Origin of the sequence: Kribbella ginsengisoli (genome assembly GCF_039537185.1) — a bacterium.
GTDB classification, from domain to species: domain Bacteria; phylum Actinomycetota; class Actinomycetes; order Propionibacteriales; family Kribbellaceae; genus Kribbella; species Kribbella koreensis.
In genome coordinates, this window is the sequence record NZ_BAABAA010000003.1 from 281,232 (window position 1) to 303,117 (window position 21,886).

Sequence of the window (21,886 nt, forward strand, 5' to 3'; positions counted from 1 at the left end):
GCCGGCTGTTCGCAATGGGGTTCGGCGCAGCCACCATCACGCACAGCACCCGGCAACGCCGGGCTCCCGTGCAACGTCCTCGCCAAGCGGGTGACGGAGGAACCCGCGCCCAGGGTGGGTGGGAGCTAGCGACGCGGGACGCGACGTAGGAGCGGACGGCGGAGCAGGCGTGGGGAGTTGCCCCTGGCCAATTCAGTCGTACATCTTGTCCAGGAGGTCGCCGTAGGTGGTTTCTACGTATTTGCGCTTCAGCTTCAGGCTCGGGGTCATTTCGCCGCCCTCTACCGTCAGGTCGCGGTCGAGGATGGTGAATTTCTTGATGGTTTCCCAGCGGTTGAGGCCGGCGTTCAGCTCGTCGACGTAGCCCTGGACCAGTTTCTGGGCTTCGGGGGAGGTGACGATCTCGGCGTACGACTTGCCGGACAGTCCGTTGGCTTCGGCCCAGGGCTGGATGGCTTCGGGGTCGAGGGTGACCAGGGCGGAGACGAAGTTGCGTTGGTTGCCGTGGACAAGGAACTGGCTGGCGTACGGGCAGATCATCTTGAAGCGGCCCTCGATCACCTGCGGGGCGACGTACTTGCCGCCGGAGGTTTTGAAGAGGTCTTTCTTCCGGTCGGTGATGAAGAGGAACTCGTCCTCGAAGTGCCCGATGTCGCCGGTGTGGAACCAGCCGTCGGCGTCGATGACCTCGGCCGTCTGCTCCGGCAGGTTGTGGTAGCCGCTCATCACGCCAGGGCCCTTGATCAGGATCTCGCCGTCCTCGGCGATCTTGAACTCGGCCGCCGGGAAGATCGGCCCGACGCTGCCCAGGCGGTACTGGTCCGGCCGGTTCAAAGTAGAGCCGGCAGCCGTCTCCGAGAGCCCGTAGCCTTCGAGGATCAGCAGGCCGGCAGCGTGGAACCACTCGGCCAGCTTCTTGTCCAGTGCGGCCGAGCCGGAGACGAAGAACCGGATCCGCCCACCGAACCGCGCCCGGATCTTCGACAGGACGAGCTTGTCGGCGAGGGTGAACTGAGCAGCCAGTACGCCGCCCGGCTCCTTCCCCTGCTGGCGAAGAGCCGACACCTGAGCGCCGACCCCGAAGGCCCAGTGGAACAGCTTGGCCTTGATCCCGCCCTCGGACTCCATCATCGTCACGATCCGCCCGTGCGCCTTCTCGAAGACGCGCGGCGCGGCAGCCATGAACGTCGGCTGGACAGCGGCCGCGTTCTCGACGATCTTGTCGACCCGCCCGTCGATCGCCGTCGCGAAGCCGATCTGGAACTGCACGGCCAGCAGCACCTGACCGAAAACATGCGACAGCGGCAGCCACAGCAACTGCAGGTCGTCCGGGCTCAGCACCCGGATCCCCTCCACCGCGGCGCCCTCGTAGGTCCAGACAGAGTGCGGCAACCGCACACCCTTGGGCCGGCCGGTCGTGCCCGACGTGTAGACCAAAGTGCACAGGTGATCGGGCTGGACCTGAGCGATCCGCTCGTCAACCGCTGGGGGCGAGGACTCCAAAAGCTTCGCGCCCAGCTCATCCAGCGCCGCCAGCGTGATCACCCAGTCGCCGTCGCGCTCGTCCGGCTCGCCGTCGAGCAGCACGATCTTGCGCAGCGACGGGGTGTCGGACCGATGCGCGCGCAGCTTGTCGACCTGGCTGGCGTCCTCGGCGAAGACGACCTGTACTTCGGCGTCCGCCACGATGTACGACACGTCGGCAGCCATCGTCGTCGGGTAGATCGTCGTGGTCGCGGCGGCCGCGAGGATCGACGCGAGGTAGCACTGGACCCATTCGAGCCGGGTGCTGGCCGCGATGCCGACCCGCTGCTCGGGCTCGACGCCCAGCGCGACCAGGCCGGCCGCGCGCCGGCGTACCAGGGCTTCGGTCTCCTGCCAGGTCACGGAGCGCCAGCCGCCGTCGCCGGAGGGGGCTCTGAACGCCTCCCGGCCGGGCGTCGCGGCGACGCGATCGAGGAACATCTGCGCGAGGTGTTCCTTGCGGTTGCTGAGCAACGCGAGCTGGGGACCGTCGGCAACGGGCTTCATGTCTGGCCTCCACGGGGGGTCAAGTAACCGAACAGTAATAGGCCAGCGCAGCGCTGGCCATGCTGATCGCTTGCCCGGGCGCACCATCTCGATTACGTTTCCGCAACATGCGCGCACGGTCTGTGGCACTCGTCTCACTGTCCGTCCTATTCCTCGGAATCCTGGCCCCGGCGACGGCGGCCCCACCGCCGCCCGAGTTCGGCAGCGACTATTCCGATCCCCGGACCCCGGCCCCGCCCGTCGCGGTGCCGCACACCCGGCACTGCTCGGTGGAGATCGTCCGGAACGGCTTCAAGAACTTCGACCCGTACACCTCCACCTACACGCCCCCGGCCGCCTGTCGTGGGCCGTGGTCGAAGGTGGTCCTGCGGATGCAGGGCTCGGTCAAGGGCGTCCAGTACGACCGCCTCGGCCACATCACGATCGGCGGCGTGGGCGTGTTCCGCACCTCGACGCCCGAGCCGAGCACGGACGGCATCAGCTGGCAGGTCGAGAAGGACGTCACGTCGTACAGCCCGCTCCTCCGCACCCCGCAACCGGTCGTGATGGAGCTCGGGAACGTCGTCGACCAGACCTACACCGGCGTCCTCGACATCGTCGTCACCCTCGACTTCTACACAACCGGCCACGGCGCCCCAGCAGCCCGTACTGCGAACACCGTCCTCCCCCTGCAGGACCAGCGCCGCGAAGACTCCGACCTGGTTGGCACCGCGACGCTCCCCCGCAACACGTCCCGCCTACTCGGCGAGGTCTACGTGACCGGCTCAGGCGGTGGCTGCGAGGAGTTCTGGGACACGTCAGCGCCGGTCGAGACGGGCTACTCCTGCCCGGACGGGTCGCCGTACCGAGAGGTCGAAGTACAGATCGATGGCAAGACGGCCGGTATCGCCCTGCCGTACCCGTACATCTACACCGGCGGCTGGTCGAACCCGTACTCCTGGCGCCCCTCCCCCGCACCGCGCGCGTTCGACATCAAGCCGCTGACGTACGACCTGACGCCCTTCGCCGGGCTGGTCAGCGACGGCAAGCCGCACGAATTCCGCGTCCACGTGATCGGCGTCCCGGCCGGGCAGAGCGGCTGGTTCACGGTCCCCAACCTGCACGTCTGGACCGACGCGCACTCGAAGCAGATCAGCGGCAAGCTCACCTCGTACGCCGTATCGCCGCTGACCAAGACGGACAACGTCACCGGCTCGCCCAACGCGGCTGGATCCGTCGACACGTCGGCCTCCCGGTCGCTCAAGATCAGCGGGTACGTCGATACGTCGGCCGGCCGCGTCCGCACGACCGTCGAACGCTCACTCACCAATGACAGCAAGCACGTCTGGGAGGCCGGCGAATCCCGCGACACCCTCGACGCGTCCTGGCGTGATCTGTCGACCGTGACGACGGGGGCTCGGGTCGAGCGGACCGATCTCACGTACGGCAAGAACGGCTACATCAGCTTCTTGCCCAACGCAACCATCCCGGGCGGGTACGACGTCATCACCGACCTCGACGTCGCCGATCGCAGCCACACCACGAGTCGGGTCGGTCCGGTGACGGTGGCGGATCGGCGTACCGAGGAGACCTACGACGGGCGCGCCGCCTGGATCTACAACGTCCCCCGCGACCAGCGCCACGCCACCGGCACCCAAACCGTCCGCTACCGCATCACCGGCACCGACGGCTGCTACGACCACACGTTGTCGGCGGTCAACGGCATCTACACGAAGGACTTTTACCGCTGCTGACCCCGAGCCAGTCCTAGCCTGCGCCCATGGACTTCATCAAGAGCTTCACCGACGAGCAGTACGCCGGTGCGCTGGAGACATGGGCGTGGCTGGATCTGGCCGGCAAGAAGCCGATCCTGGCGACGATGTTCGGTCATGTGTTCCTGGCCGCGGACGACGGCTTCTGGCTGCTCGACCCGATCGCGGGCACGCTGACGCATCGGTGGACCGATCAGGAGCACCTGCAGACCGATCTCGATCGGCCGGAGGTTCAGGATGAGCTGCTGATCGATCTGGCTGATGCCGCGTTGCAGCGCGGGCTGGCGCCGGGGGCGGACGAGATCGTCGACTTCGCCACGCCGCCGGTTCTCGGTGGAGCGGTCGAGCCGGGGAATCTGCAGGTGATGGACTTCGTGGTCGCGATCAATCTGGCCGGGCAGATCCATGCGCAGACCACTGGGCTCGCCGACGGTACGCCGGTGACCGTCGCCGTTCAGGAGGAGCCGAAACGGCGAGGTCTCTTCGGACGCCGCAAGGGCTAGGCGCGTTGCTGGAGGAGTTCGGCGATCTGGACCGCGTTGAGAGCGGCGCCCTTGCGGAGGTTGTCGTTGGAGATGAACAGGACCAGGCCCCGGTTGCCGGGGACGGACTGGTCCTGGCGGATTCTGCCTACGTAGGACGGGTCGTTGCCGGCTGCCTGCAACGGAGTCGGCAGGTCTGACAGTTCTACGCCCGGGGCGGTGGCGAGGAGTTCGGTGGCCCGGTCGGGGGTGATGGGGTCGGCGAACTCGGCGTGGATGCTCAGCGAGTGGCCGGTGAAGACGGGAACGCGGACGCAGGTGCCGGCGACCAGGAGATCCGGGATGTGCAGGATCTTGCGGCTCTCGTTGCGGAGCTTCTGCTCCTCGTCGGTCTCACCGGTGCCGTCGGCAACGATCGACCCGGCCAGCGGGAGCACGTTGAAGGCGATCGGCCCCGCATAGACAGAGGGCTCAGGGAGTACGACGCCGTCCGTGCCGAGAGCGAGACGTCCAGCACCGTCGGCGAGAGCGTGGGTCTGGTCCTCGAGCTCGCGTACGCCGACGCCGCCCGACCCGGACACGGCCTGGTAGGTCGAGACGATCAGGCGGGTGAGCCGGGCCTCGCGGTGCAGCGGTGCGAGGACCGGCATCGCGGCCATCGTGGTGCAGTTGGGGTTGGCGACGATGCCCTTGGGGAGATGGTCGAGATCGCCCGGGTTGACCTCGGCAACGACCAGCGGTACGTCGGGGTCCATCCGCCAGCCGGAGGAGTTGTCGACGACGACGGCGCCCGCCGCGGCGACCTTCGGGGCGAACTCCTTGGACGCCGTCTTCCCGTTGGAGAACAGCGCCAGGTCGAGTCCCGTGAAGTCGGCCGTCGCCGAGTCCTCGACGGTGATCTTCTCGTCGCCGAACGCCAGCTGGCTACCGGCTGAGCGGGCGGACGCGAAGTACCGGATCTCCTCGACCGGGAACTTCCGCTCCACCAGCAGTTGCCGCATCACGCCGCCGACCTGACCAGTTGCTCCGAATACGCCTACTCGCATGAGGCCAAGCCTAAGTGACCAGCCGAGTGGGCTACCCTCAATATGTGTTGAGTGAGACGAATCGATCCGCCGTGCGTGCCGCGGTGATCTTCGGCGACCACTCGTACCGCAGCGATCTCTACCAGTAGGACCGGCCGTTCCACCGAGCCAACCCCTACCTTCTTTTCTTCGCTGCGAAGGATCACTCATGCACGACCTTTCTCTGTTCACGCATGCCGACGTGCGGTGGGCTGCCCAGAACATGCCGCTGCTCCTCGATACCGATCTGACGCCGCTCAAGGGCCTCCGGATCGCCATCTGTCTGCACATCGAGCCCAAAACAGCCGTCCTCTGCACTCTGCTGATCGAAGCCGGCGCTGAAGTCTGGCTAACTGGCTCACCCGGTACTACGCGACAGGACGTCGCCGATTGGCTGGCCATATTGGGCGTACAGGTCCACGCCGCGGCCGACGACGACGCTCCACGCATCGACGACGTCCTGGCCTGCGACCCGCATCTGGTTCTCGACAACGGCGCCGACCTCGTCCGGACCTTGCTCGACCAGGGGCTGCCAGCAAACTTCCTCGGCGGGACTGAGGAGACGACGACCGGTGCGCTGCTCCTGCGGGAGCGCGAAGACCAGCCACAGTTTCCAGTCATCGTGATCAACGACAGCTATCTCAAGCTGCTCGTCGAGAACCGGTGGGGAGTCGGGCAGTCGGTTGTTCAGGGCTTCATGAACGCGACGAACCGGATGCTCCCCGGCACCCGGGCGACGGTGGCGGGCTACGGGCCTTGCGGTCGTGGCGTGGCGCAGACGTTGCGGCAGTTGGGCGCGCGGGTGCAAGTTGCCGACCTTGATCCGTACCGGCGGCTCGAGGCCGCGTTGGATGGTCACCGGGTTGGTCCGCTCGACACTCTGCTCGGCAGCACCGACCTGCTGTTCCTCGCCACCGGGCAGCCGGATGTGGTCAGCGACGAGGGCATCGCGGCGCTGCCCGACAATGCGGTGATCGCCGGGGTCGGGCACTTTCCCTGGGAGCTGGATCTGGGACGCCTCGGGTCGCTCGTCAAGGCTGTCGATGGATCCGCCCGCCAGATTGCCGATGGGTCTGCCCGGCAGACTGCCGAGCACGAGACTTATGTCCAGCCGGACGGGCGGCGGATCACGGTGCTTGCGCAGACCCGGATGATCAATCTGGTCAGTGCGGGTGGCAATCCGATCGAGGCGATGGATCTCGGGCTTACGCTGCAGGCGCGGTCGCTCGCGCTCGTGGCGACCGGGGGCGCGCTGCCCGGAGTACAGGCTGTGCCGCAGGAACTCGATCGGGAAATCGCCGGAACCTTCGCCGCAACGCTGGAGCGCTCATGACCAAGCTGCCACTCGTCGACCTGCACCGGCATCTCGAAGGGTCGATCCGGACGAGCACGGTGCTCGACATCGCTGCCCGCACGGGGCATGAGCTCGCTGGGCGCGTGAAACCACGTACTGCGCTCGTCGCCGATGGGTCCGAGGGCGGGTTGCTTCCGTACCTGGACAAGGTGGATGTCGCGATCGGCGTGCTGTCTGGGGTGGATGACTGGAGTCGCGCGGCGGCGGAGGCTGTCGACGACGCCTTCGATGATGGGCTGGACTATCTCGAGCTGCGGTACTGCCCGGGGATCATTGCCCATGACACCGGTCTGGCGCCTGAAGCGGTGATCGACGCGGTGTCGGGGGCGGTGGCGGAGCGGTCGGCCAAGTGGGGGTTGCCGGTCGGGTTGATAGGGATCGTCGTCCGGCATCTCGGTGCCGACTCGGCCGAGCAACAGATGGCGACGCTGCTGTCGCACCGGGAGACCTTCTGCGCGGTCGATCTGGCCGGCGACGAGGCGAACTTCCCGGCGGAGATGTTTGCGGATGCCTTCGGCAAGGCGCGGGACGCCGGGTTGCATATCACCATCCACGCAGGCGAGGCGGCCGGCCCGCAGAGCGTGTGGGATGCGGTGCGGCACCTCGGCGCGGAACGGATCGGGCATGGGGTGAGGGCTGCTGAGGATCCGCAGTTGATGGAGTGGCTGGCTGAGCATGGGGTCACGCTGGAGGTGTCGCTGACGAGTAATACGCAGACTGGAGCGGCTCCGAGCTACGCCGAACACCAGATCCACAAGCTGCTCGCCGCTGGGGTGCCGGTCACACTCAACACCGACAACCCACGGGTGAGTGACGTCAAGCTCTCACAGGAGCACCACACGGCGGTGGTCGAGGTCGGCCTGACTGCCGAGCAGCTTGCGCTGGTCGCAAGTCAGTCAGCGGCAGCCGCCTTCGGCGAAATAGGCGCGCTCGCCGACGAGCGCTAAAGCCGGGGCGGGGGCCGGGGCTGGGTGGGCGCGCGGGGGCCGGGCGGGTTGAGCCGGGCTCGGGGTGTTGAACCCGAGCCGGCCCAGGCTTCCCTAGGGGCGGGAGGGAGACCGGGCCGGCGGCGTGCGCCGGGCGGGCGCACTGGAGGGGGTCAGCTGTCGGAGACGAGTACTCCGCCGTTGGCTACGTCGGACTTTTCGATCTCCTGGAAGACGATGCGGACCGCTTCGCGCTTGGCGCCGAGGATGGCGATGGCGGAGTCGGTGACGGCGGCGACGAACTCGCGGCGCTGGTCGAGGGTGCGGCCGGAGAGCAGTTCGACGGTGATGTTCGGCATAGAAGTAGCTCCTTGAAGCGATCAGTTGAGTGGTTCTGCGGTGTGGAACATTGTTCCAGAGGAGTGGTCAGCTGACGGCGGCCGCTCGTCTGGCGAGAACCTCGTCCGACTCGTCGGGGTCGGAGTTGAGGGAGTCGAGGAGGGCGTCTACGGAGTCGCGGCGTTCGGGCAACAGGAGGCCTAGGCCTACGTAGACGACCAGAGAGGTTGCCAGCGGCAACGCGACCACCAGGGTGGTGTCGGTGGAGCCCACGCCCCACTTGACGATCGCCCAGACGATCAGGCCGGCCGCCCAGGAGGCGATCGCCGCCCGCGATCCGGAGCGCCGGAACCACGGCAGCAGGCCGAGCATCAGCGGGATCGAGATCGGGCCCATCGTCGCGGCCACCAGGTCGACGACGATCTTCAGGACCACACCCTGACCGTTGGTGATGATCGCGATCAGCATGCTCAGCGTGACGAAGGTGAAGGTGGTGATCCGGGCGAACTTCAGCGTCGCGACGTCGGACAGCTTGCGCAGCTTCGGGACCAGCACCGGGCCGATGTCGCGGGTGATCACCGACGAGATCACGTTCGCGTCCGAGGCGACCATCGCCATCGTGTGCGAGAAGAATCCGGCCAGCACCAGCCCGATCAGCCCGCTCGGCAGCAACAGCTGCGCCAGCTGGACGTACGACTGCTCCGGCTTGGCCAGATCGGGCACGAGCAGCGGCGCCGCGCACATCGGGATGAAGAGCACCAGCGGCCAGACCAGCCACAGGATCGACGACAACAGCGCGGACCGCTTCGCCTCGGAACCGGACGGCGCGGCCATGTAGCGCTGCGCCAGGTTCCACATCCCGCCGTTGTACTCGAAGGTCTTGATGAACAGGAACGCGATCAGGAAGACCGGTGTGTACGGCCCGTTCAGCGCGTCACCGTGCCCCTCGGGCAGTTGGTCCCACATCTTCCACAGCGTCGGGATGCCGTCCAGGTGCGAGAGCACGCCGACGAACATCGCGATCCCGGCCGCGGCCTGGATGATGAACTGGCCGAAGTCGGTGAGCACGTCGGCCCACAGTCCGCCCAGCGTCGCGTACAGCATCGTCACCACACCGGTGAGCAGGATGCCCCAGCGCATCGGTACGCCGGTGAAGCCGTTCAGCAACACCGCGATCGCGACCCACTTCGCGGCGATGTCGACCACCTTGAGCGCGGCACCGGAGTACGCAAGCACCTGCTGTGTCGGCAGGTTGTACCGCTTGGCCAAGTACTCCAGCGGCGACACGACCCCATGTTTCGCGCGGAGCCGGTTCCAGCGGGCGGCGAAGATGAACGCGCCGATGCCGACACCGACCCCGATCGACACGGCCCACCAGACGTACACGGTGATGCCGTAGGTGTAGGCGACCGCCGCGAAGGCGACGAACATGACCGCGCTGTAGCCGGACATGTGGTGCGAGATGCCGGACAGCCACCAGGGAATCCGGCCGCCGGTGGTGAAGTAGTCCACCACCGTCTTGATCTTGGTGCGCGACCAGAGGCCGATCAGCACCATCAGCACGAAATAGCCGGCCAGCACCGTCCAGTCGAGCGCTGTCATCGGGGGTCCTCCAAGATGCCTTGTCCTGCGAGGGCGGGATGTGAGGAAGGTTCCATCTGCCAGAACCAGGTGTCAAGAGGTGGAACAAACACCGACACCAAAGGGAGCTGTTCAGCCCACGACACGGACATCGTTTGACAGACTGTTCCATGAGATAGAACCTTGTTCTGTGAATTCGCCGCAGAAAGCTCTCCAGGTCAGGCACGCCACCCATCCCGACCAGGTGCCCGGGTTCGACACCGCCGCGCTGCGCCGGACCTACCTGGTCGACGACCTGTTCACCCCTGACACGATCACCGCGGTGCTCACCCACCACGACCGGATCGTGCTGGCCGGCGCCCTGCCCGTCAGCGGCCCGCTCACCCTGGGCACCTGGCCGGAGCTGCGCAGCGAGTTCTTCCTCGAGCGCCGCGAGGCCGGCATCGTGAACGTCGGCGGCCCCGGCACGGTGACGGTCGACGGCACCAAGTTCGAGCTCGTCACCGGCGCCTGCCTGTACGCCGGCCGCGGCGCCCGCGAGGTGGTCTTCGAAGGGACCGACGCCGCGTTCTACCTGTTCTCCGCGGCAGCACACACCGACTTCCCGACGACGCTCGTCCAGCCCGGCGAGGGCAACCGGCTCGAGCTCGGCGACCAGCAGACCGCGAACCGCCGCACCATCGACCAGTACATCCATGCCGACGGGGTGAAGAGCTGCCAGATCGTGCTCGGCGTGACGACCCTGCACGCGGGCTCCACCTGGAACACGATGCCGGCGCACACCCACGACCGGCGGACCGAGTGCTACCTGTACTTCGGGCTGCCCGAGTCGGACCGGATCGTGCACCTGCTGGGCGAGCCCGAGGAGACCCGGCACTTGATCGTCGCCGACCGCCAGGCCGTCATCTCCCCGAGCTGGTCGCTGCACTCCGGCGTCGGCACCGCGGCGTACAGCTTCGTCTGGGCGATGGCCGGCGAGAACCAGGCCTTCACCGACATGGACGGCGTCGACGTGAAGGACCTGCGGTGACGCAAGCGTCCTTCTCACTCACGGGGAAAACAGCGCTCGTCACGGGTGCCCGCCGGGGCATCGGCGCCGCGATCGCGGCCGGACTGGCAGCGGCCGGCGCCGACCTGATCCTGATGGCGCGCGACGCGGCGCTGGAAGACACGCTCGAAGCGATCAAGGAGAACGGCGGCGGCGCGGCGACCATCGTGACCGCCGACTTCGCCGACCCGGCCGCCGTCGAGCAGGCGGCGATCGCAGCAGTGGAGGGAGCTGCTGCGGCGGGCCGCCAGATCGACATCCTGGTCAACAACGCCGGCACCATCCGCCGGGCGCCCGCGGCAGCCACGGGGGCGGCCGACTGGCAGCACGTGATCGACGTGAACCTCAACTCCACCTGGGCGGTGACCCGTCCGATCGGTGCCGCGATGGTGGCGCGCGGCAGTGGCAAGATCATCACGATCGCTTCCCTGCTGAGCTTTCAGGGTGGGATCAACGTTCCGGCGTACACGGCGAGCAAGCACGCGGTCGCCGGCCTCACGAAGGCGCTGGCCAACGAGTGGGGCGCGGCCGGCGTCCAGGTGAACGCGATCGCCCCGGGGTACATCAGTACCGACAACACGACCGACCTGCGGGCCGACGTGGAGCGGGAAGCGGCCATCCGCGACCGCATCCCGGCCGGTCGCTGGGGCCGGCCCGAAGACCTGATCGGCGCCGCGGTCTTTCTGGCCTCGGCGGCGTCCGGCTACGTCAACGGACACGTACTGGCCGTCGACGGTGGCTGGCTAGCCAGATAAGAGGTGACAGGATGAGCGACATGAGTTCGCCCTCGGCCATCGACAAGACGCTGATGGTGCTCGACGCCGTCCTCGAGCACTCCCGGTTCACCGACGTGGTGACGGCCACCGGCCTGGCCAAATCGACCGTGCACCGGATCATGGCCTCGCTCGTCGAGCACGACTTCGTCGCGCAGTCGGAAGACGGTTCGTACCATCCAGGCCCCAAGGCGCTCCGGCTGGCCGGCCACGCGCTGACCAACGTCGACCTGGCCACGGTCGCCCGGCCGGTACTGGCCGACCTGGTCGCCCAGACCCGCTGCACGGTCCACGTCGGGCTGCTCAACGGCGACGAGGCGATCTACGTCGCCCGCCTGGACGGCCCCAAGCCGTATCGGATGCCGTCGCGCGTAGGCAAGGCCTTCTGGCTGCACTGCACCGGCATCGGCAAGGCACTGCTCGCCGAGAAGGACGACGAGGCGCTCGACGCACTCGTCACCCGTACCGGCCTGCCGGCCCGCACTCCCCTGACCCACACGACCGCCGCCTCGCTGAAGGCGGATCTCACCCAGGTCCGGGCCCGCGGGTACGCGCTGGACGACGAGGAGAACGAGCCCGGCATCCGCTGCGTCGCGGCCGTCATCCACGACCACACCGGTACGGCGATCGCCGCGGTCAGCATCTCGACGCTGTCGCTGGAGCAGTCGATCGCCCAGGTCGCCCTGATGGCACCGGCCGCGATCGAGGCGGCCCGGAAGATCTCGGCCGCGCTGGGCTACATGGAACCCACACACTGAGTTCTCAATCCTGCGCGGTCCGTTGTCACCGGGTCTCCGCGGCGTTAGCATCGGCTTTGATTATTAGGAAACTTTCTTAACGATCAGCGGCCCGCTCCCGCCCCAGGAGGCCCATCCCATGAAACGCGTCCCCCATTGGTTACTGGCGACCGCCTTGGTCGCCGGCGTCTGTACGGCGATCCCCGCCGCCGGCGCCTTGCCCAGAGCAGAGGCAGCTCCGTCTGCCGCTGCCATCCCGAGTTTCCTGTTGCAGACCTCTGCCCAGGTCTCCGACGACTCCGCCGTCACCAAGCCGGGCTTCCCGACCAGCGGCTGGCTGCCGGTGTCGTCGCGCTCGACCGTGTTCGCCGGGTTGCTGCAGAACAACAAGTACCCGGACCCGTTCGTGTCGACGAACATGAAGAACGTCGACAAGGCCCAGTTCACCGTTCCCTGGTGGTACCGCTCGGAGATCCAGGTCACCGATACCACCCAGCGCACGTACCTCGACTTCAGCGGCGTGCTGTCCCGCACCGACGTCTGGGTCAACGGTGTCCGGGTCGCCGACAAGACCCAGACAGCCGGCGCCTACACCCGGCACGACCTCGACATCACCGCGCAGGTCCATGCCGGCAGCAACGCGGTCGCGTTCAAGGTCTACCCGAACGACCCGAACAACGACCTCACGATGGGCTGGATCGACTGGGCTCAGACGCCACCCGACCAGAACATGGGTATCGTCCGCGATGTCGTCGTCCGGCACAGCGGCCCCGTCGCGCTGCGCGGCGCTCACGTGGTCACCAAGCTGACCGTGCCCGCGCTCGACCACGTCGACCTGACGCCGAAGGTCGATGTCCGCAACGACTCGGCGGCCGCGGTGACGACGATCGTCAGCGGTACCGTGGCCGGCGTACCGGTCAGTCAGTCGGTCTCCCTTGCGGCCAAGGAGAAGAAGACCGTCACGTTCGCCAACGTCGGGCTGGACAACCCGAACGTGTGGTGGCCGGCGGGGATGGGCGGACAGCCGCTCTACTCCTTCGACGTGACGGCCGCGGTCGCCGGTACGACGTCCGACACGGCGTCGGAGAAGTTCGGCGTACGGGATGTGAAGGCACCCCTCAACAGCAGTGGCGGGCGGGCGTACTCGATCAATGGCCGGCCGTTGCTGGTCAGGGGTGGTGGCTGGTCGCCGGATCTGTTCCTGCGCTGGGACGCGACGTACGCAGCCGACAAGCTCAAGTACGTCAAGGATCTGGGCCTCAACACGGTCCGGCTCGAAGGACACATCGAGCCCGACGAGTTCTTCGAGATGGCCGACCAGATGGGCGTGCTGACCATGCCCGGCTGGGAGTGCTGCGACAAGTGGGAAGGCCAGGTCAACGGCGGCGAGCAGGGCAACACCTGGACCGCCGAGGACTACGTGACCGCCAAGTCGTCGATGACGGCCGAGGCCGAGCGGCTGCGGAACCATCCGAGCGTGCTGACCTTCCTGATCGGCAGCGACTTCGCGCCGAACGCGACGATCGAGAAGAACTACCTGGACGCGCTGAACGCCGCGGACTGGAAGACCCCGGTGATCCCGGCCGCGTCGGCGAAGTCGTCGCCGCAGCTCGGCAGCTCCGGGATGAAGATGAACGGGCCGTACGACTGGATCCCGCCGAACTACTGGTACGACAAGGCGCACACCGACTCCGGCGGCGCGTGGGGCTTCAACTCGGAGACCTCGGCCGGACCGGACATCCCGACGCTGGACACGCTGAACCGGATGCTCACACCGGCCGAGCTCGACGTGTTGTGGAAGAACCCGGCGGCCACCCAGTACCACCGGTCCTCGTCGTCGACCTTCGGCAACCTGAAGCTGTTCGGCAACGCGCTGTCCGGCCGGTACGGCGCTCCTTCCAGCCTGGCGGATTACGTCAAGAAGGCGCAGCTGGCGGCGTACGAGAACGTCCGGTCCGAGTTCGAGTCGCACAACCGGAACTTCACCGACTCGTCGAACCCCTCGACCGGGTTGATCTACTGGATGCTCAACAGCGGCTGGACGTCGCTGCACTGGCAGCTGTTCGACACCTACCTCGACCAGAACGGCGCGTACTACGGCGCCAAGAAGGCGAACGAGCCGCTGCACATCCAGTACTCCTACGACAACAAGTCCGTTGCCGTGATCAACCAGAACCACGCGGCCGCGTCGGGGCTGACGGCTTCGGTGAAGCTGTACAACATCGACGGAACGGAGAAGTTCAGCCAGACCGCTTCGGTGTCGGTGCCGGGCGACGGCGGGAAGACGACGGCGCTGACGATCCCGGCTGTGAGCGGGTTGTCGACGACGTACCTGGCGAAGCTCGTCCTGACGAACTCATCCGGGGCCGAGGTCAGCCGCAACGTCTACTGGCTGTCCACCAAGGCGGACACGCTGGACTGGAACAACACCGACTGGTATTACACACCGACCACCAGCTACGCCGACCTGACCGGTCTGTCGAGTCTGGCCCAGACACCTGTCTCGGCCAACGCGACGACGTCCGCGAGTGGCGACACCACGACGACCACGGTGACGTTGAAGAACACGTCGACGGCGAAGACGCCGGCGTTCTACCTCGACGCGCATATCGTCGTCGCCGGCAAGCCGGTACTGCCGGTGCAGTGGAACGACAACGCGGTCTCACTCTGGCCGGGTGAGTCGGTTGTCCTGCGGGCGTCGTACCGTACTTCGGACCTCCATGGCGCGGCGCCTTCGGTGCGGGTGACCGGGTGGAACACGGCGACGCAGACGATCCCCGGAAACGGCGGTGGACCGACTGATCCGCAGCCGGTCCTCTACGAGGCCGAGGACGCGACGATCACGGCCGGGGTGGTCGAGTCGAACCACGCGGGCTTCACGGGTCGCGGATTCGTGAACTACGACAACGCGGTCGGCAGTGCGGTCGAGTGGACGGTCAACGCCGCCACCGCGGGGCCTGCCACCGTCGTACTCCGGTACGCCAACGGCACGACGACCAACCGGCCGATGAACGTGACGGTCAACGGGACGGTTGTGTCGAGCGGGCTGGCGTTCGCTGGTACCGGCAACTGGGACACCTGGCAGACCAAGACGCTCACGGTCAACTTGGTGGCCGGGAGCAACAAGATCAAGACGGTGGCGACAACTTCCAACGGCGGTCCGAACGCGGACAGTCTGACCGTCTCCTAACCGGCCTGGGTCGTCACCTGCTGATGCTGGCGGGTGGCGGCCCAGCGCACCACTGGTACGAATAGGACTCCGATCACGGCGAACCAGACGCCCAGAATGATCCAGCCCGGTACGCCGAGTCCGAGCGGCAACAAGGCGAGCACCGTCGGCGCCACCATCGTGCTGATCGACATGCTGGTGCCCCAGACGCCCTGGTACTGCCCTTGAGCGTGATTCGGGGCGAGGTCGTAGCTGAGCAGGAACGAGCCCGACGACTGCAGCAGCTCTCCGATCACCTGGACGAACGCACCCAGCACGAGCAGCGCGACCGCGACGGCTACCCCGCCGCCTGACGCGCCGGCGAACAGCGCCATCGATGCCAGCAGCAACCATCCTGCCTGGCGGGTGGCCCTGGCGGCGCTCGTCGGATCAGCGATCCCCCGGCTCGACCTCACTTGGAACAGCGACACCACGATGGTGTTGACGACGAGCAGCAACGCGATCGTCCAGCGCGGAGCCTCGGTGTGATCGACCACCCAGAGCGGGATCGCGACATCGAGCACCGCGTAGTGGATGGACATCCCGGCGTTGAGCGCGGCGACGGCGAGGTAACCGCGATCGCGGAGCGCGATCCATACCGGACCGTCCTCGCTCTTCGGCTGCGGCGCCACCCTCGGGATGGCCAGGATGATGAAGGCCGAGCTGAGGGTGAGGACGGAGTCGAGCACGAACATCGTCCGGTAGGCCGCGGCGGTGTCGAAGTGCAGCGCCAGCGCGCCGACTCCCGCGCCGACCGTGATGCCGATGTTGGTGATCGCCCGCAGATAGGCGCGGGCGGCGACTCGCCCGGTGCCGGTCGTCACGGCTCCGATCAGGGCCGCCCGGACCGAGCCGGCACCGCGATCGAGGATGGTCAGGACGATGGCGACGGCGAGGAACTGCCAGAAGGTCTGCACCAGCAGGTAGGCCAGCGACAGCACCGCGACGGAGCCACCCAGGAGTACGAACAACGTCCGCGGTCCGCGGCGATCGGCCAGATGCCCGAGCGGGATGCCGGCCAGCAGGCCGAAGAGGCCGGCGATGGTCAGTCCGAGGCCGATCTGCGCGATGGACAGGCCGACGATGCGGTTGAAGTACAGCACGCTGACCGTCATCAGCAGGCCGTTGCCGACCCGGCTGAGCAGCGTCGCCAACGCCAGCGGCCGCAGCGGCCCCGGCTCTGGGATCAGGCCCTTCACAGCTCCCTGTACTCCGCGCCGAGACCGGCCGTCTGTCGCGCGGCCACCCGTCGGGCGATCTCCCGAAGCTCGTCCACCAGGTCGGCGTCGGAGTCGAGCATGCCCTGCATCTTCGCACTGTCCTGAGCGGCGAACATGACCGCGACGGTGACCTCATGGTCCGGCCTGCTCAGCACGGTGATGCCGTCGCCCGCGCCGATCGTCCCGGTCCTGAGCACCTTCAGATAGGCGCCCGCCCGGCCGGCCTGATGGAACCGCTTGACCCAGCCCTTGAGCTGCATCCGGTGCTGGAAGGTGATGCACGGGACGCGCGGCGCGCGCACCATCACCTCGACCTCGTCGCCGATCCGCCAGACCTCACCGATCAGCGCGTTGTTGATGTCCAACCCTTCGGTCCGCAGGTTCTCCCCGAACAGCCCGGTCGGGATCTCCCGCCCAAGCTGCTCGCTCCACCAGAGCGCGTCCTCCTCGGCGTACGCGTAGAGCGCCTGGTCCGGCCCGCCGTGGCTGTCGATGTCGCAGACCCGGTCACCCTCCAGCCCCAGCTCCCCCACCGGCACCCGCCGGCTCTGCGGCCGCTTGTCGATCGCCGTGAACCCCGTCTCCTTGGGCCCCGGAATCAACTCTTCGACCACATTCACCGTCAGCACGCGCATACCAGCCATGCTCTCCCGTGCGGGGTGCGGACGGCCACCGAATTAGTCCTGGATGGCCTTCACGATGGCGATGTTGCGGGTCAGCCAGTCTTGGGGGAGGAAGGCGTCGGGGGTGGTGGAGCGGAGGACGTTGAGGACGTTGACCATCTGGCGGACGATGATCCAGTCGCGGGCGCGGTCTTCGTCCAGTTCGGCGGTGTCGATGGCGGCGTAGAAGCGCTGGCGGACCCGGAAGCGGATGTCGCCGGTGGCGACGACCTCGTCCCAGCGGTTCCAGATCAGCGGCGCGACTTCGAAGTACGGGTCGCCGGACAGGGGTTTGGGGTCGATCACCAGCCACGGCTCGCGGTCGGCGGCCATGACGTTCTCGTAGTGGAGGTCGCTGTGGATCAGCTTGCCGTCGCAGGCCGGGTCGGAGGCGAAATCGGTGGCCAGCGAGATCGCCTGTTCGACGTACCGGTGTGGCACCGGCGCCGACGCGGGGAGTTGGCGGAAGCCCTCGATCCATCGCTTCACCTCGCCCGACAAGGGCCGGTACTGCGGCCCCGCCGCGACGTGCAGCCGTTTGTAGCTGGAGGCAACGATCTCGCAGGCCTCGAGATCGCCCACCGTCGTCAGGTCGCGCGGCTGCAGACGCTCCAGCAGCAAAGCGAACCGCCGCGGATCGGCCCGGAGCAGTTTGACCGCACCATTCCCGTCCCAGGCCCGCAACGCGAGATGCTCGGTCTCTGCCTCCACATGCGGAAACTGGACCTTGAGCACCGCCGGCGTACCGTCCTTGGCCAGCACCGGCACCACCAGCGCACATTCCCCGTACGCCGAACCGCCGTCGACCCGCAGCTCCCACTGACCCAGCAACTCGGCCACCAGCTTCGGCAGCCGGTCGAGCCAATCGGCCCAGTCCGGACCGCGCGTACCGACCTTGAGGAACTCAGCGGGGATCTCGACCGGCACTACTTCTTGGCCTTCTCCGACGGCTCGTTGGTCTTGAGGGCTGCGATGAAGGCTTCCTGGGGGACCTCGACCCGGCCCACCATCTTCATCCGCTTCTTGCCCTCCTTCTGCTTCTCGAGCAGCTTGCGCTTCCGGGTGATGTCACCGCCGTAGCACTTCGCGAGGACGTCCTTGCGGATCGCCCGGATCGACTCGCGGGCGATGATCCGGGACCCGATCGCGGCCTGGATCGGCACCTCGAACTGCTGCCGCGGGATCAGCTCCTTGAGCTTGCCGGCCAGCGCCACGCCGTACCCGTAGGCGTTGTCGCGGTGCACGATCGCGGAGAACGCGTCGACCGTCTCGCCTTGCAGCAGGATGTCGACCTTGACCAGGTTGGCGGCCTGCTCGCCGGTCGGTTCGTAGTCCAGCGACGCGTAGCCCTTGGTCTTCGACTTCAGCTGGTCGAAGAAGTCGAAGACGATCTCGGCCAGCGGCAGCGTGTACCGCAGCTCGACCCGGTCCTCGGACAGGTACTCCATCCCGAGCAGGTTGCCCCGCTTGGTCTGGCACAGCTCCATGATGACGCCGATGAAGTCCTTCGGGCTGAGGATCGTCGCCCGGACGACCGGCTCGAAGATCTCGTCGATCTTGCCGTCGGGGAACTCGCTCGGGTTGGTGACGACGTGCTCCTTGCCGTCCTCCATCGTCACCCGGTAGACCACGTTCGGCGCGGTCGAGATCAGGTCCAGGTCGAACTCACGCTCGAGCCGCTCGCGGACGATCTCCATGTGCAGCAGGCCGAGGAAGCCGCAGCGGAACCCGAACCCGAGCGCGCCCGAGCTCTCCGGCTCGTACTGCAAGGCAGCGTCGTTGAGCTGCAGCCGCTCCAGCGCGTCGCGCAGGGTCGGGTAGTCGTCGCCGTCGATCGGGAACAGACCGGAGTACACCATCGGCTGCGGGTGCTTGTACCCGCCGAGCGCCTCGGTCGCGCCACGGATGGCCGCGGTGACGGTGTCACCGACCCGGGACTGGCGGACATCCTTCACACCGGTGATCAGATAGCCGACCTCGCCGACGCCGATGCTCGGCGACTTCATCGGCTCCGGGGAGATGACACCGACCTCGAGCATCTCGTGCACCGCGCCGGACGACATCATCTTGATCTTGTCGCGGTGGTTCAGCTCGCCGTCGACCACCCGGACGTAGGTGACCACGCCACGGTAGGTGTCGTAGACCGAGTCGAAGATCAGCGCCCGCGGCGGCGCGTCCTTCACGCCCTTGGGCGGCTCCACCTGGGCGACGATCTCGCTCAGCAGCGCCTCGACGCCCTCGCCGGTCTTCGCCGAGACCCGCAGTACGTCGGACTCCTTGCAGCCGATGATGTGCGCCAGTTCGGCCGCGTACTTCTCCGGCTGGGCGCCCGGCAGGTCGATCTTGTTGAGGACCGGGATGATGTGCAGGTCCGCGTTCAGCGCGAGGTACAGGTTGGCCAGTGTCTGCGCCTCGATGCCCTGCGCCGCGTCGACCAGCAGCACCGCGCCCTCACACGCCTCCAGCGACCGGGACACCTCGTAGGTGAAGTCCACGTGGCCGGGGGTGTCGATCATGTTCAGGATGTACGTCGTGCCGTCCGGGGCGAGCAGCCCGCCCGGGGAGTCCGGCTGCGGCGCGTACGGCAGCCGCACGGCCTGCGACTTGATCGTGATGCCGCGCTCGCGCTCGATGTCCATCCGGTCCAGGTACTGCGCGCGCATCGCCCGGCCGTCGACGACGCCGGTGATCTGCAGCATCCGGTCGGCCAGCGTCGACTTGCCGTGGTCGATGTGGGCGATGATGCAGAAGTTCCGGATCAGCGTCGGGTCGGTGCGACCGGGCTGCGGAACGGACGTGGGGCCAGCGGGCACGGAGATTTCCAGTTCGTCGTCTGAGAGGTCGGGCAACTGATCAATCATCCCATGAGAGGCCAACCATTTCCGACCAGGTGTTGATCACTCCTGGTGACAGCCTGACCCGCTGCGGTGACATCACAGCGTTTCCGGAGCCTGGACGTCTCTAAGGGTGTGACGAACCTAGTGGTGAGCATCAGGCATCCTCACCAGGCGACGGCTCCGGACGACGCGCACGCTGCCGTCTCGGAGCTGTACGACCGGCAGTGGCGCGGCCTCGTGCGCCTGGCCGTCCTGGTGATCGATGACCGACAGACAGCCGAAGACATAGTCCAGGAAGCCTTCGCCCAGCTGTACCGGCGATGGCCGCTGAAGGACTCCGACAAAGCGCTCGGGTACCTGCGGACGATCGTGCTCAACGCGAGCCGGTCGACGCTGCGCCGGCGCAAGGTCGCTCGCCTCTACACCCCGCCGCATCAGGCGCCCCAGGACTCCGCCGAGAACGCCGCGGTACTCGGGGAGCAGCGGCTCGAAGTACAACGGGCGCTCCAGACCCTCCCGACCCGCCCCCGAGAGGTCCTGGTGCTGCGCTACTACCTCGACCTCCCCTTCGACGAGATCGCGCAGATCCTCGGGATCAGCGCCTCCACCGCGCGGTCGACCGCGTCTCGCGGCCTCACGGCCCTCACCAAGCAGCTGAAGGAAGCCCGATGAACGACACCGAGACCCGCCTGCGCGACTACCTGCACACCAAGGCCGCCGACGTACCTGACTCCGCCCACGGCCCAGGGCTCGAACTGGACGCGACCAGCACCTCCACCCGCCGCCACTGGGCTCCCATGGCCTTGGCCGCTGCCAGCATCGGCGCAGTGCTCATCCTGGCCGTCCCCTTCCTCAACAGCCTCGGCGGCAACCAGCCCGGTACGGCGGGGTCGCCGGCGAGCGGGCCGGTCTCGGCCGAGGCGCCGCGGCTCCCCTACTCGATCACCGTCGCGAACAACCCGGGTAACCCGCTGGACACCTGGTGGGCCACGATCCGCGACGGCAAGACGACCGTGCGGAACCCTGGCGTGAAGGGCGAACTCGTGGCCCGGCTCGGTGAGGGCTGGCTCGTGACGACCGGCTACCCCGATCCACTCAAGTCCCAGGCCGCCATCGTCAGCAAGAACGGCAAGCTCCGGCCGATCGGACCGCTGGAAGCCGATACCCCGGCCATCTCACCCGATGGCAAGCAACTGGCCATCCCGGTCGCGCCGCACGGGGCCAAGGACAGCCAGGTGGTCGTGGTGAACGTCGCCGACGGTCGCGAGGTTTCGCGGCTCCGGATCCCGACGCCGATGCTGTCCTCGTTCGGCTGGAACAAGGCCGGGATCTGGCTGTACGCGAACAATGCGGACCGTACGCCGATGTACCTGTGGCAGCCCGGAACTGCTGAGGCCCGGAAGCTACCTGCCCTGGGGGCCGAGATCGCGCTCGCGTCGGGCAGCGACACCTTCGGCTACTCGACTGCCGAGGGCGCTGGGTATTGCGCCAAGGCTGCCACCCTGGGTTCGAGCGGGCCCGAGGTGAAACGGCAGTACTGCAGCGACAAGCCTGCACTGCACACTGTCAGCCTCTCGCCGGACGGTGGAACCATGGTGGTCGGCGGTCCCTGGGTCGCCGTCGACGTCGCCGGCGGGAAGCAGACCAAGCTGAACCTGCCGGCCGGACTGGTCGGCACCAGTCCGGTCGCCTTCGAGAACGCCACCGACCTGCTCGTACTCGGCCTCGTCCCCGGCAAGACGCTGGCCAAGCCGACGGCCCAGACGATCTACCGGTGCCGGGTCACCACCGGCGAGTGCAAGGCGCTCGTGACCGAGAAGCCCGGCGAGGTGTTCGGGCTCGGCCAACGCTGACCACATCGCAGATCTCCCAC

General features: G+C 67.5%; 18 protein-coding genes. 10 read left to right on the forward strand and 8 right to left on the reverse strand.

Features of this window, described 5'->3' with window-relative positions:
- Window positions 1-192: 192 nt before the first annotated feature.
- Window positions 193-2,031: an AMP-dependent synthetase/ligase gene (locus tag ABD768_RS14995; protein ID WP_344841073.1), complete on the reverse strand. Its 1,839-nt coding sequence runs from the start codon at window positions 2,029-2,031 to the stop codon at window positions 193-195.
- Window positions 2,032-2,138: 107 nt separating this feature from the next.
- On the opposite strand from ABD768_RS14995, the gene ABD768_RS15000 reads away from it, so the two are divergent.
- Window positions 2,139-3,764, forward strand: a complete 1,626-nt coding sequence (locus ABD768_RS15000; protein WP_344841074.1) for a peptide-N4-asparagine amidase — start codon at window positions 2,139-2,141, stop codon at window positions 3,762-3,764.
- 26 nt (window positions 3,765-3,790) lie between these two features.
- Window positions 3,791-4,285: a T6SS immunity protein Tdi1 domain-containing protein gene (locus tag ABD768_RS15005; protein WP_343984141.1), complete on the forward strand. Its 495-nt coding sequence runs from the start codon at window positions 3,791-3,793 to the stop codon at window positions 4,283-4,285.
- Here the strand turns inward: ABD768_RS15005 and ABD768_RS15010 are convergent.
- Window positions 4,282-5,310 carry an aspartate-semialdehyde dehydrogenase gene (locus tag ABD768_RS15010; RefSeq protein WP_344841075.1) on the reverse strand — a complete coding sequence of 343 codons (1,029 nt, stop codon included), beginning with the start codon at window positions 5,308-5,310 and terminating at the stop codon, window positions 4,282-4,284. The two genes, ABD768_RS15005 and ABD768_RS15010, sit on opposite strands and share 4 nt — an antisense overlap.
- A gap of 187 nt (window positions 5,311-5,497) precedes the next feature.
- Between ABD768_RS15010 and ABD768_RS15015 the strand changes: the two genes are divergently transcribed.
- On the forward strand, window positions 5,498-6,661 hold the full coding sequence (locus tag ABD768_RS15015; RefSeq protein ID WP_344841076.1) for an adenosylhomocysteinase: 1,164 nt from the start codon (window positions 5,498-5,500) through the stop codon (window positions 6,659-6,661).
- Window positions 6,658-7,629: an adenosine deaminase gene (gene add / locus ABD768_RS15020; protein ID WP_344841077.1), complete on the forward strand. Its 972-nt coding sequence runs from the start codon at window positions 6,658-6,660 to the stop codon at window positions 7,627-7,629. Before ABD768_RS15015 ends, add begins: the two co-directional genes overlap by 4 nt.
- A gap of 152 nt (window positions 7,630-7,781) precedes the next feature.
- On the opposite strand, the gene ABD768_RS15025 is transcribed toward add, so the two are convergent.
- Complete coding sequence (locus ABD768_RS15025) at window positions 7,782-7,967, reverse strand: tautomerase family protein (RefSeq protein ID WP_132194310.1); 186 nt, start codon at window positions 7,965-7,967, stop codon at window positions 7,782-7,784.
- Between the two features lie 67 nt (window positions 7,968-8,034).
- Complete coding sequence (locus tag ABD768_RS15030; RefSeq protein WP_344841078.1) at window positions 8,035-9,549, reverse strand: sodium:solute symporter family protein; 1,515 nt, start codon at window positions 9,547-9,549, stop codon at window positions 8,035-8,037.
- A gap of 169 nt (window positions 9,550-9,718) precedes the next feature.
- On the opposite strand from ABD768_RS15030, the gene kduI reads away from it, so the two are divergent.
- From kduI to ABD768_RS15050, 4 genes are all read left to right on the forward strand, one after another.
- Window positions 9,719-10,558, forward strand: a complete 840-nt coding sequence (gene kduI, locus ABD768_RS15035; RefSeq protein ID WP_344841079.1) for a 5-dehydro-4-deoxy-D-glucuronate isomerase — start codon at window positions 9,719-9,721, stop codon at window positions 10,556-10,558.
- Window positions 10,555-11,331 carry an SDR family oxidoreductase gene (locus ABD768_RS15040; protein WP_343984158.1) on the forward strand — a complete coding sequence of 259 codons (777 nt, stop codon included), beginning with the start codon at window positions 10,555-10,557 and terminating at the stop codon, window positions 11,329-11,331. Before kduI ends, ABD768_RS15040 begins: the two co-directional genes overlap by 4 nt.
- An 11-nt stretch (window positions 11,332-11,342) precedes the next feature.
- Complete coding sequence (locus tag ABD768_RS15045) at window positions 11,343-12,107, forward strand: IclR family transcriptional regulator (RefSeq protein WP_343984160.1); 765 nt, start codon at window positions 11,343-11,345, stop codon at window positions 12,105-12,107.
- Between the two features lie 118 nt (window positions 12,108-12,225).
- A complete protein-coding gene (locus ABD768_RS15050; protein ID WP_344841080.1) occupies window positions 12,226-15,276 on the forward strand; it encodes a glycosyl hydrolase 2 galactose-binding domain-containing protein in 3,051 nt (1,016 codons plus the stop codon).
- Here the strand turns inward: ABD768_RS15050 and ABD768_RS15055 are convergent.
- Genes ABD768_RS15055 through lepA form a run of 4 tightly spaced genes read right to left on the reverse strand, consistent with a single transcriptional unit; the run spans window position 15,273 to window position 19,989 of the window.
- Complete coding sequence (locus ABD768_RS15055; protein ID WP_344841081.1) at window positions 15,273-16,493, reverse strand: MFS transporter; 1,221 nt, start codon at window positions 16,491-16,493, stop codon at window positions 15,273-15,275. The two genes, ABD768_RS15050 and ABD768_RS15055, sit on opposite strands and share 4 nt — an antisense overlap.
- The gene (locus tag ABD768_RS15060) at window positions 16,490-17,149 is read right to left on the reverse strand and encodes an MOSC domain-containing protein (protein WP_344841082.1); all 660 of its coding nucleotides are present in this window, start codon (window positions 17,147-17,149) and stop codon (window positions 16,490-16,492) included. The genes ABD768_RS15055 and ABD768_RS15060 overlap by 4 nt, the downstream gene beginning before the upstream one ends.
- A 42-nt stretch (window positions 17,150-17,191) precedes the next feature.
- Window positions 17,192-18,103, reverse strand: coding sequence for an aminoglycoside phosphotransferase family protein (locus ABD768_RS15065; RefSeq protein WP_344841083.1), 912 nt, complete (start codon window positions 18,101-18,103; stop codon window positions 17,192-17,194).
- Window positions 18,103-19,989 (reverse strand): translation elongation factor 4, encoded by a 1,887-nt coding sequence (gene lepA, locus ABD768_RS15070; RefSeq protein ID WP_344841412.1) that lies wholly within the window; start codon window positions 19,987-19,989, stop codon window positions 18,103-18,105. The genes ABD768_RS15065 and lepA overlap by 1 nt, the downstream gene beginning before the upstream one ends.
- Window positions 19,990-20,145: 156 nt before the next feature.
- Between lepA and ABD768_RS15075 the strand changes: the two genes are divergently transcribed.
- Entirely contained in the window at window positions 20,146-20,685 is a 540-nt protein-coding gene (locus ABD768_RS15075) for an RNA polymerase sigma factor (protein WP_344841084.1), read from the forward strand.
- On the forward strand, window positions 20,682-21,866 hold the full coding sequence (locus ABD768_RS15080) for a WD40 repeat domain-containing protein (RefSeq protein WP_344841085.1): 1,185 nt from the start codon (window positions 20,682-20,684) through the stop codon (window positions 21,864-21,866). Before ABD768_RS15075 ends, ABD768_RS15080 begins: the two co-directional genes overlap by 4 nt.
- Window positions 21,867-21,886: the final 20 nt, after the last annotated feature.

Bases quoted from the DNA above. Each gene is read 5' to 3' on its own strand.
- add (WP_344841077.1), top strand. From the start codon at position 6,658: ATGACCAAGCTGCCACTCGTCGACCTGCACCGGCATCTCGAAGGGTCG.
- ABD768_RS15060 (WP_344841082.1), bottom strand. From the start codon at position 17,149: ATGCGCGTGCTGACGGTGAATGTGGTCGAAGAGTTGATTCCGGGGCCC.
- ABD768_RS15050 (WP_344841080.1), top strand. From the start codon at position 12,226: ATGAAACGCGTCCCCCATTGGTTACTGGCGACCGCCTTGGTCGCCGGC.
- ABD768_RS15005 (WP_343984141.1), top strand. From the start codon at position 3,791: ATGGACTTCATCAAGAGCTTCACCGACGAGCAGTACGCCGGTGCGCTG.
- ABD768_RS15015 (WP_344841076.1), top strand. From the start codon at position 5,498: ATGCACGACCTTTCTCTGTTCACGCATGCCGACGTGCGGTGGGCTGCC.
- ABD768_RS14995 (WP_344841073.1), bottom strand. From the start codon at position 2,031: ATGAAGCCCGTTGCCGACGGTCCCCAGCTCGCGTTGCTCAGCAACCGC.
- ABD768_RS15025 (WP_132194310.1), bottom strand. From the start codon at position 7,967: ATGCCGAACATCACCGTCGAACTGCTCTCCGGCCGCACCCTCGACCAG.
- ABD768_RS15030 (WP_344841078.1), bottom strand. From the start codon at position 9,549: ATGACAGCGCTCGACTGGACGGTGCTGGCCGGCTATTTCGTGCTGATG.
- ABD768_RS15010 (WP_344841075.1), bottom strand. From the start codon at position 5,310: ATGCGAGTAGGCGTATTCGGAGCAACTGGTCAGGTCGGCGGCGTGATG.
- ABD768_RS15080 (WP_344841085.1), top strand. From the start codon at position 20,682: ATGAACGACACCGAGACCCGCCTGCGCGACTACCTGCACACCAAGGCC.
- ABD768_RS15045 (WP_343984160.1), top strand. From the start codon at position 11,343: ATGAGCGACATGAGTTCGCCCTCGGCCATCGACAAGACGCTGATGGTG.
- ABD768_RS15000 (WP_344841074.1), top strand. From the start codon at position 2,139: ATGCGCGCACGGTCTGTGGCACTCGTCTCACTGTCCGTCCTATTCCTC.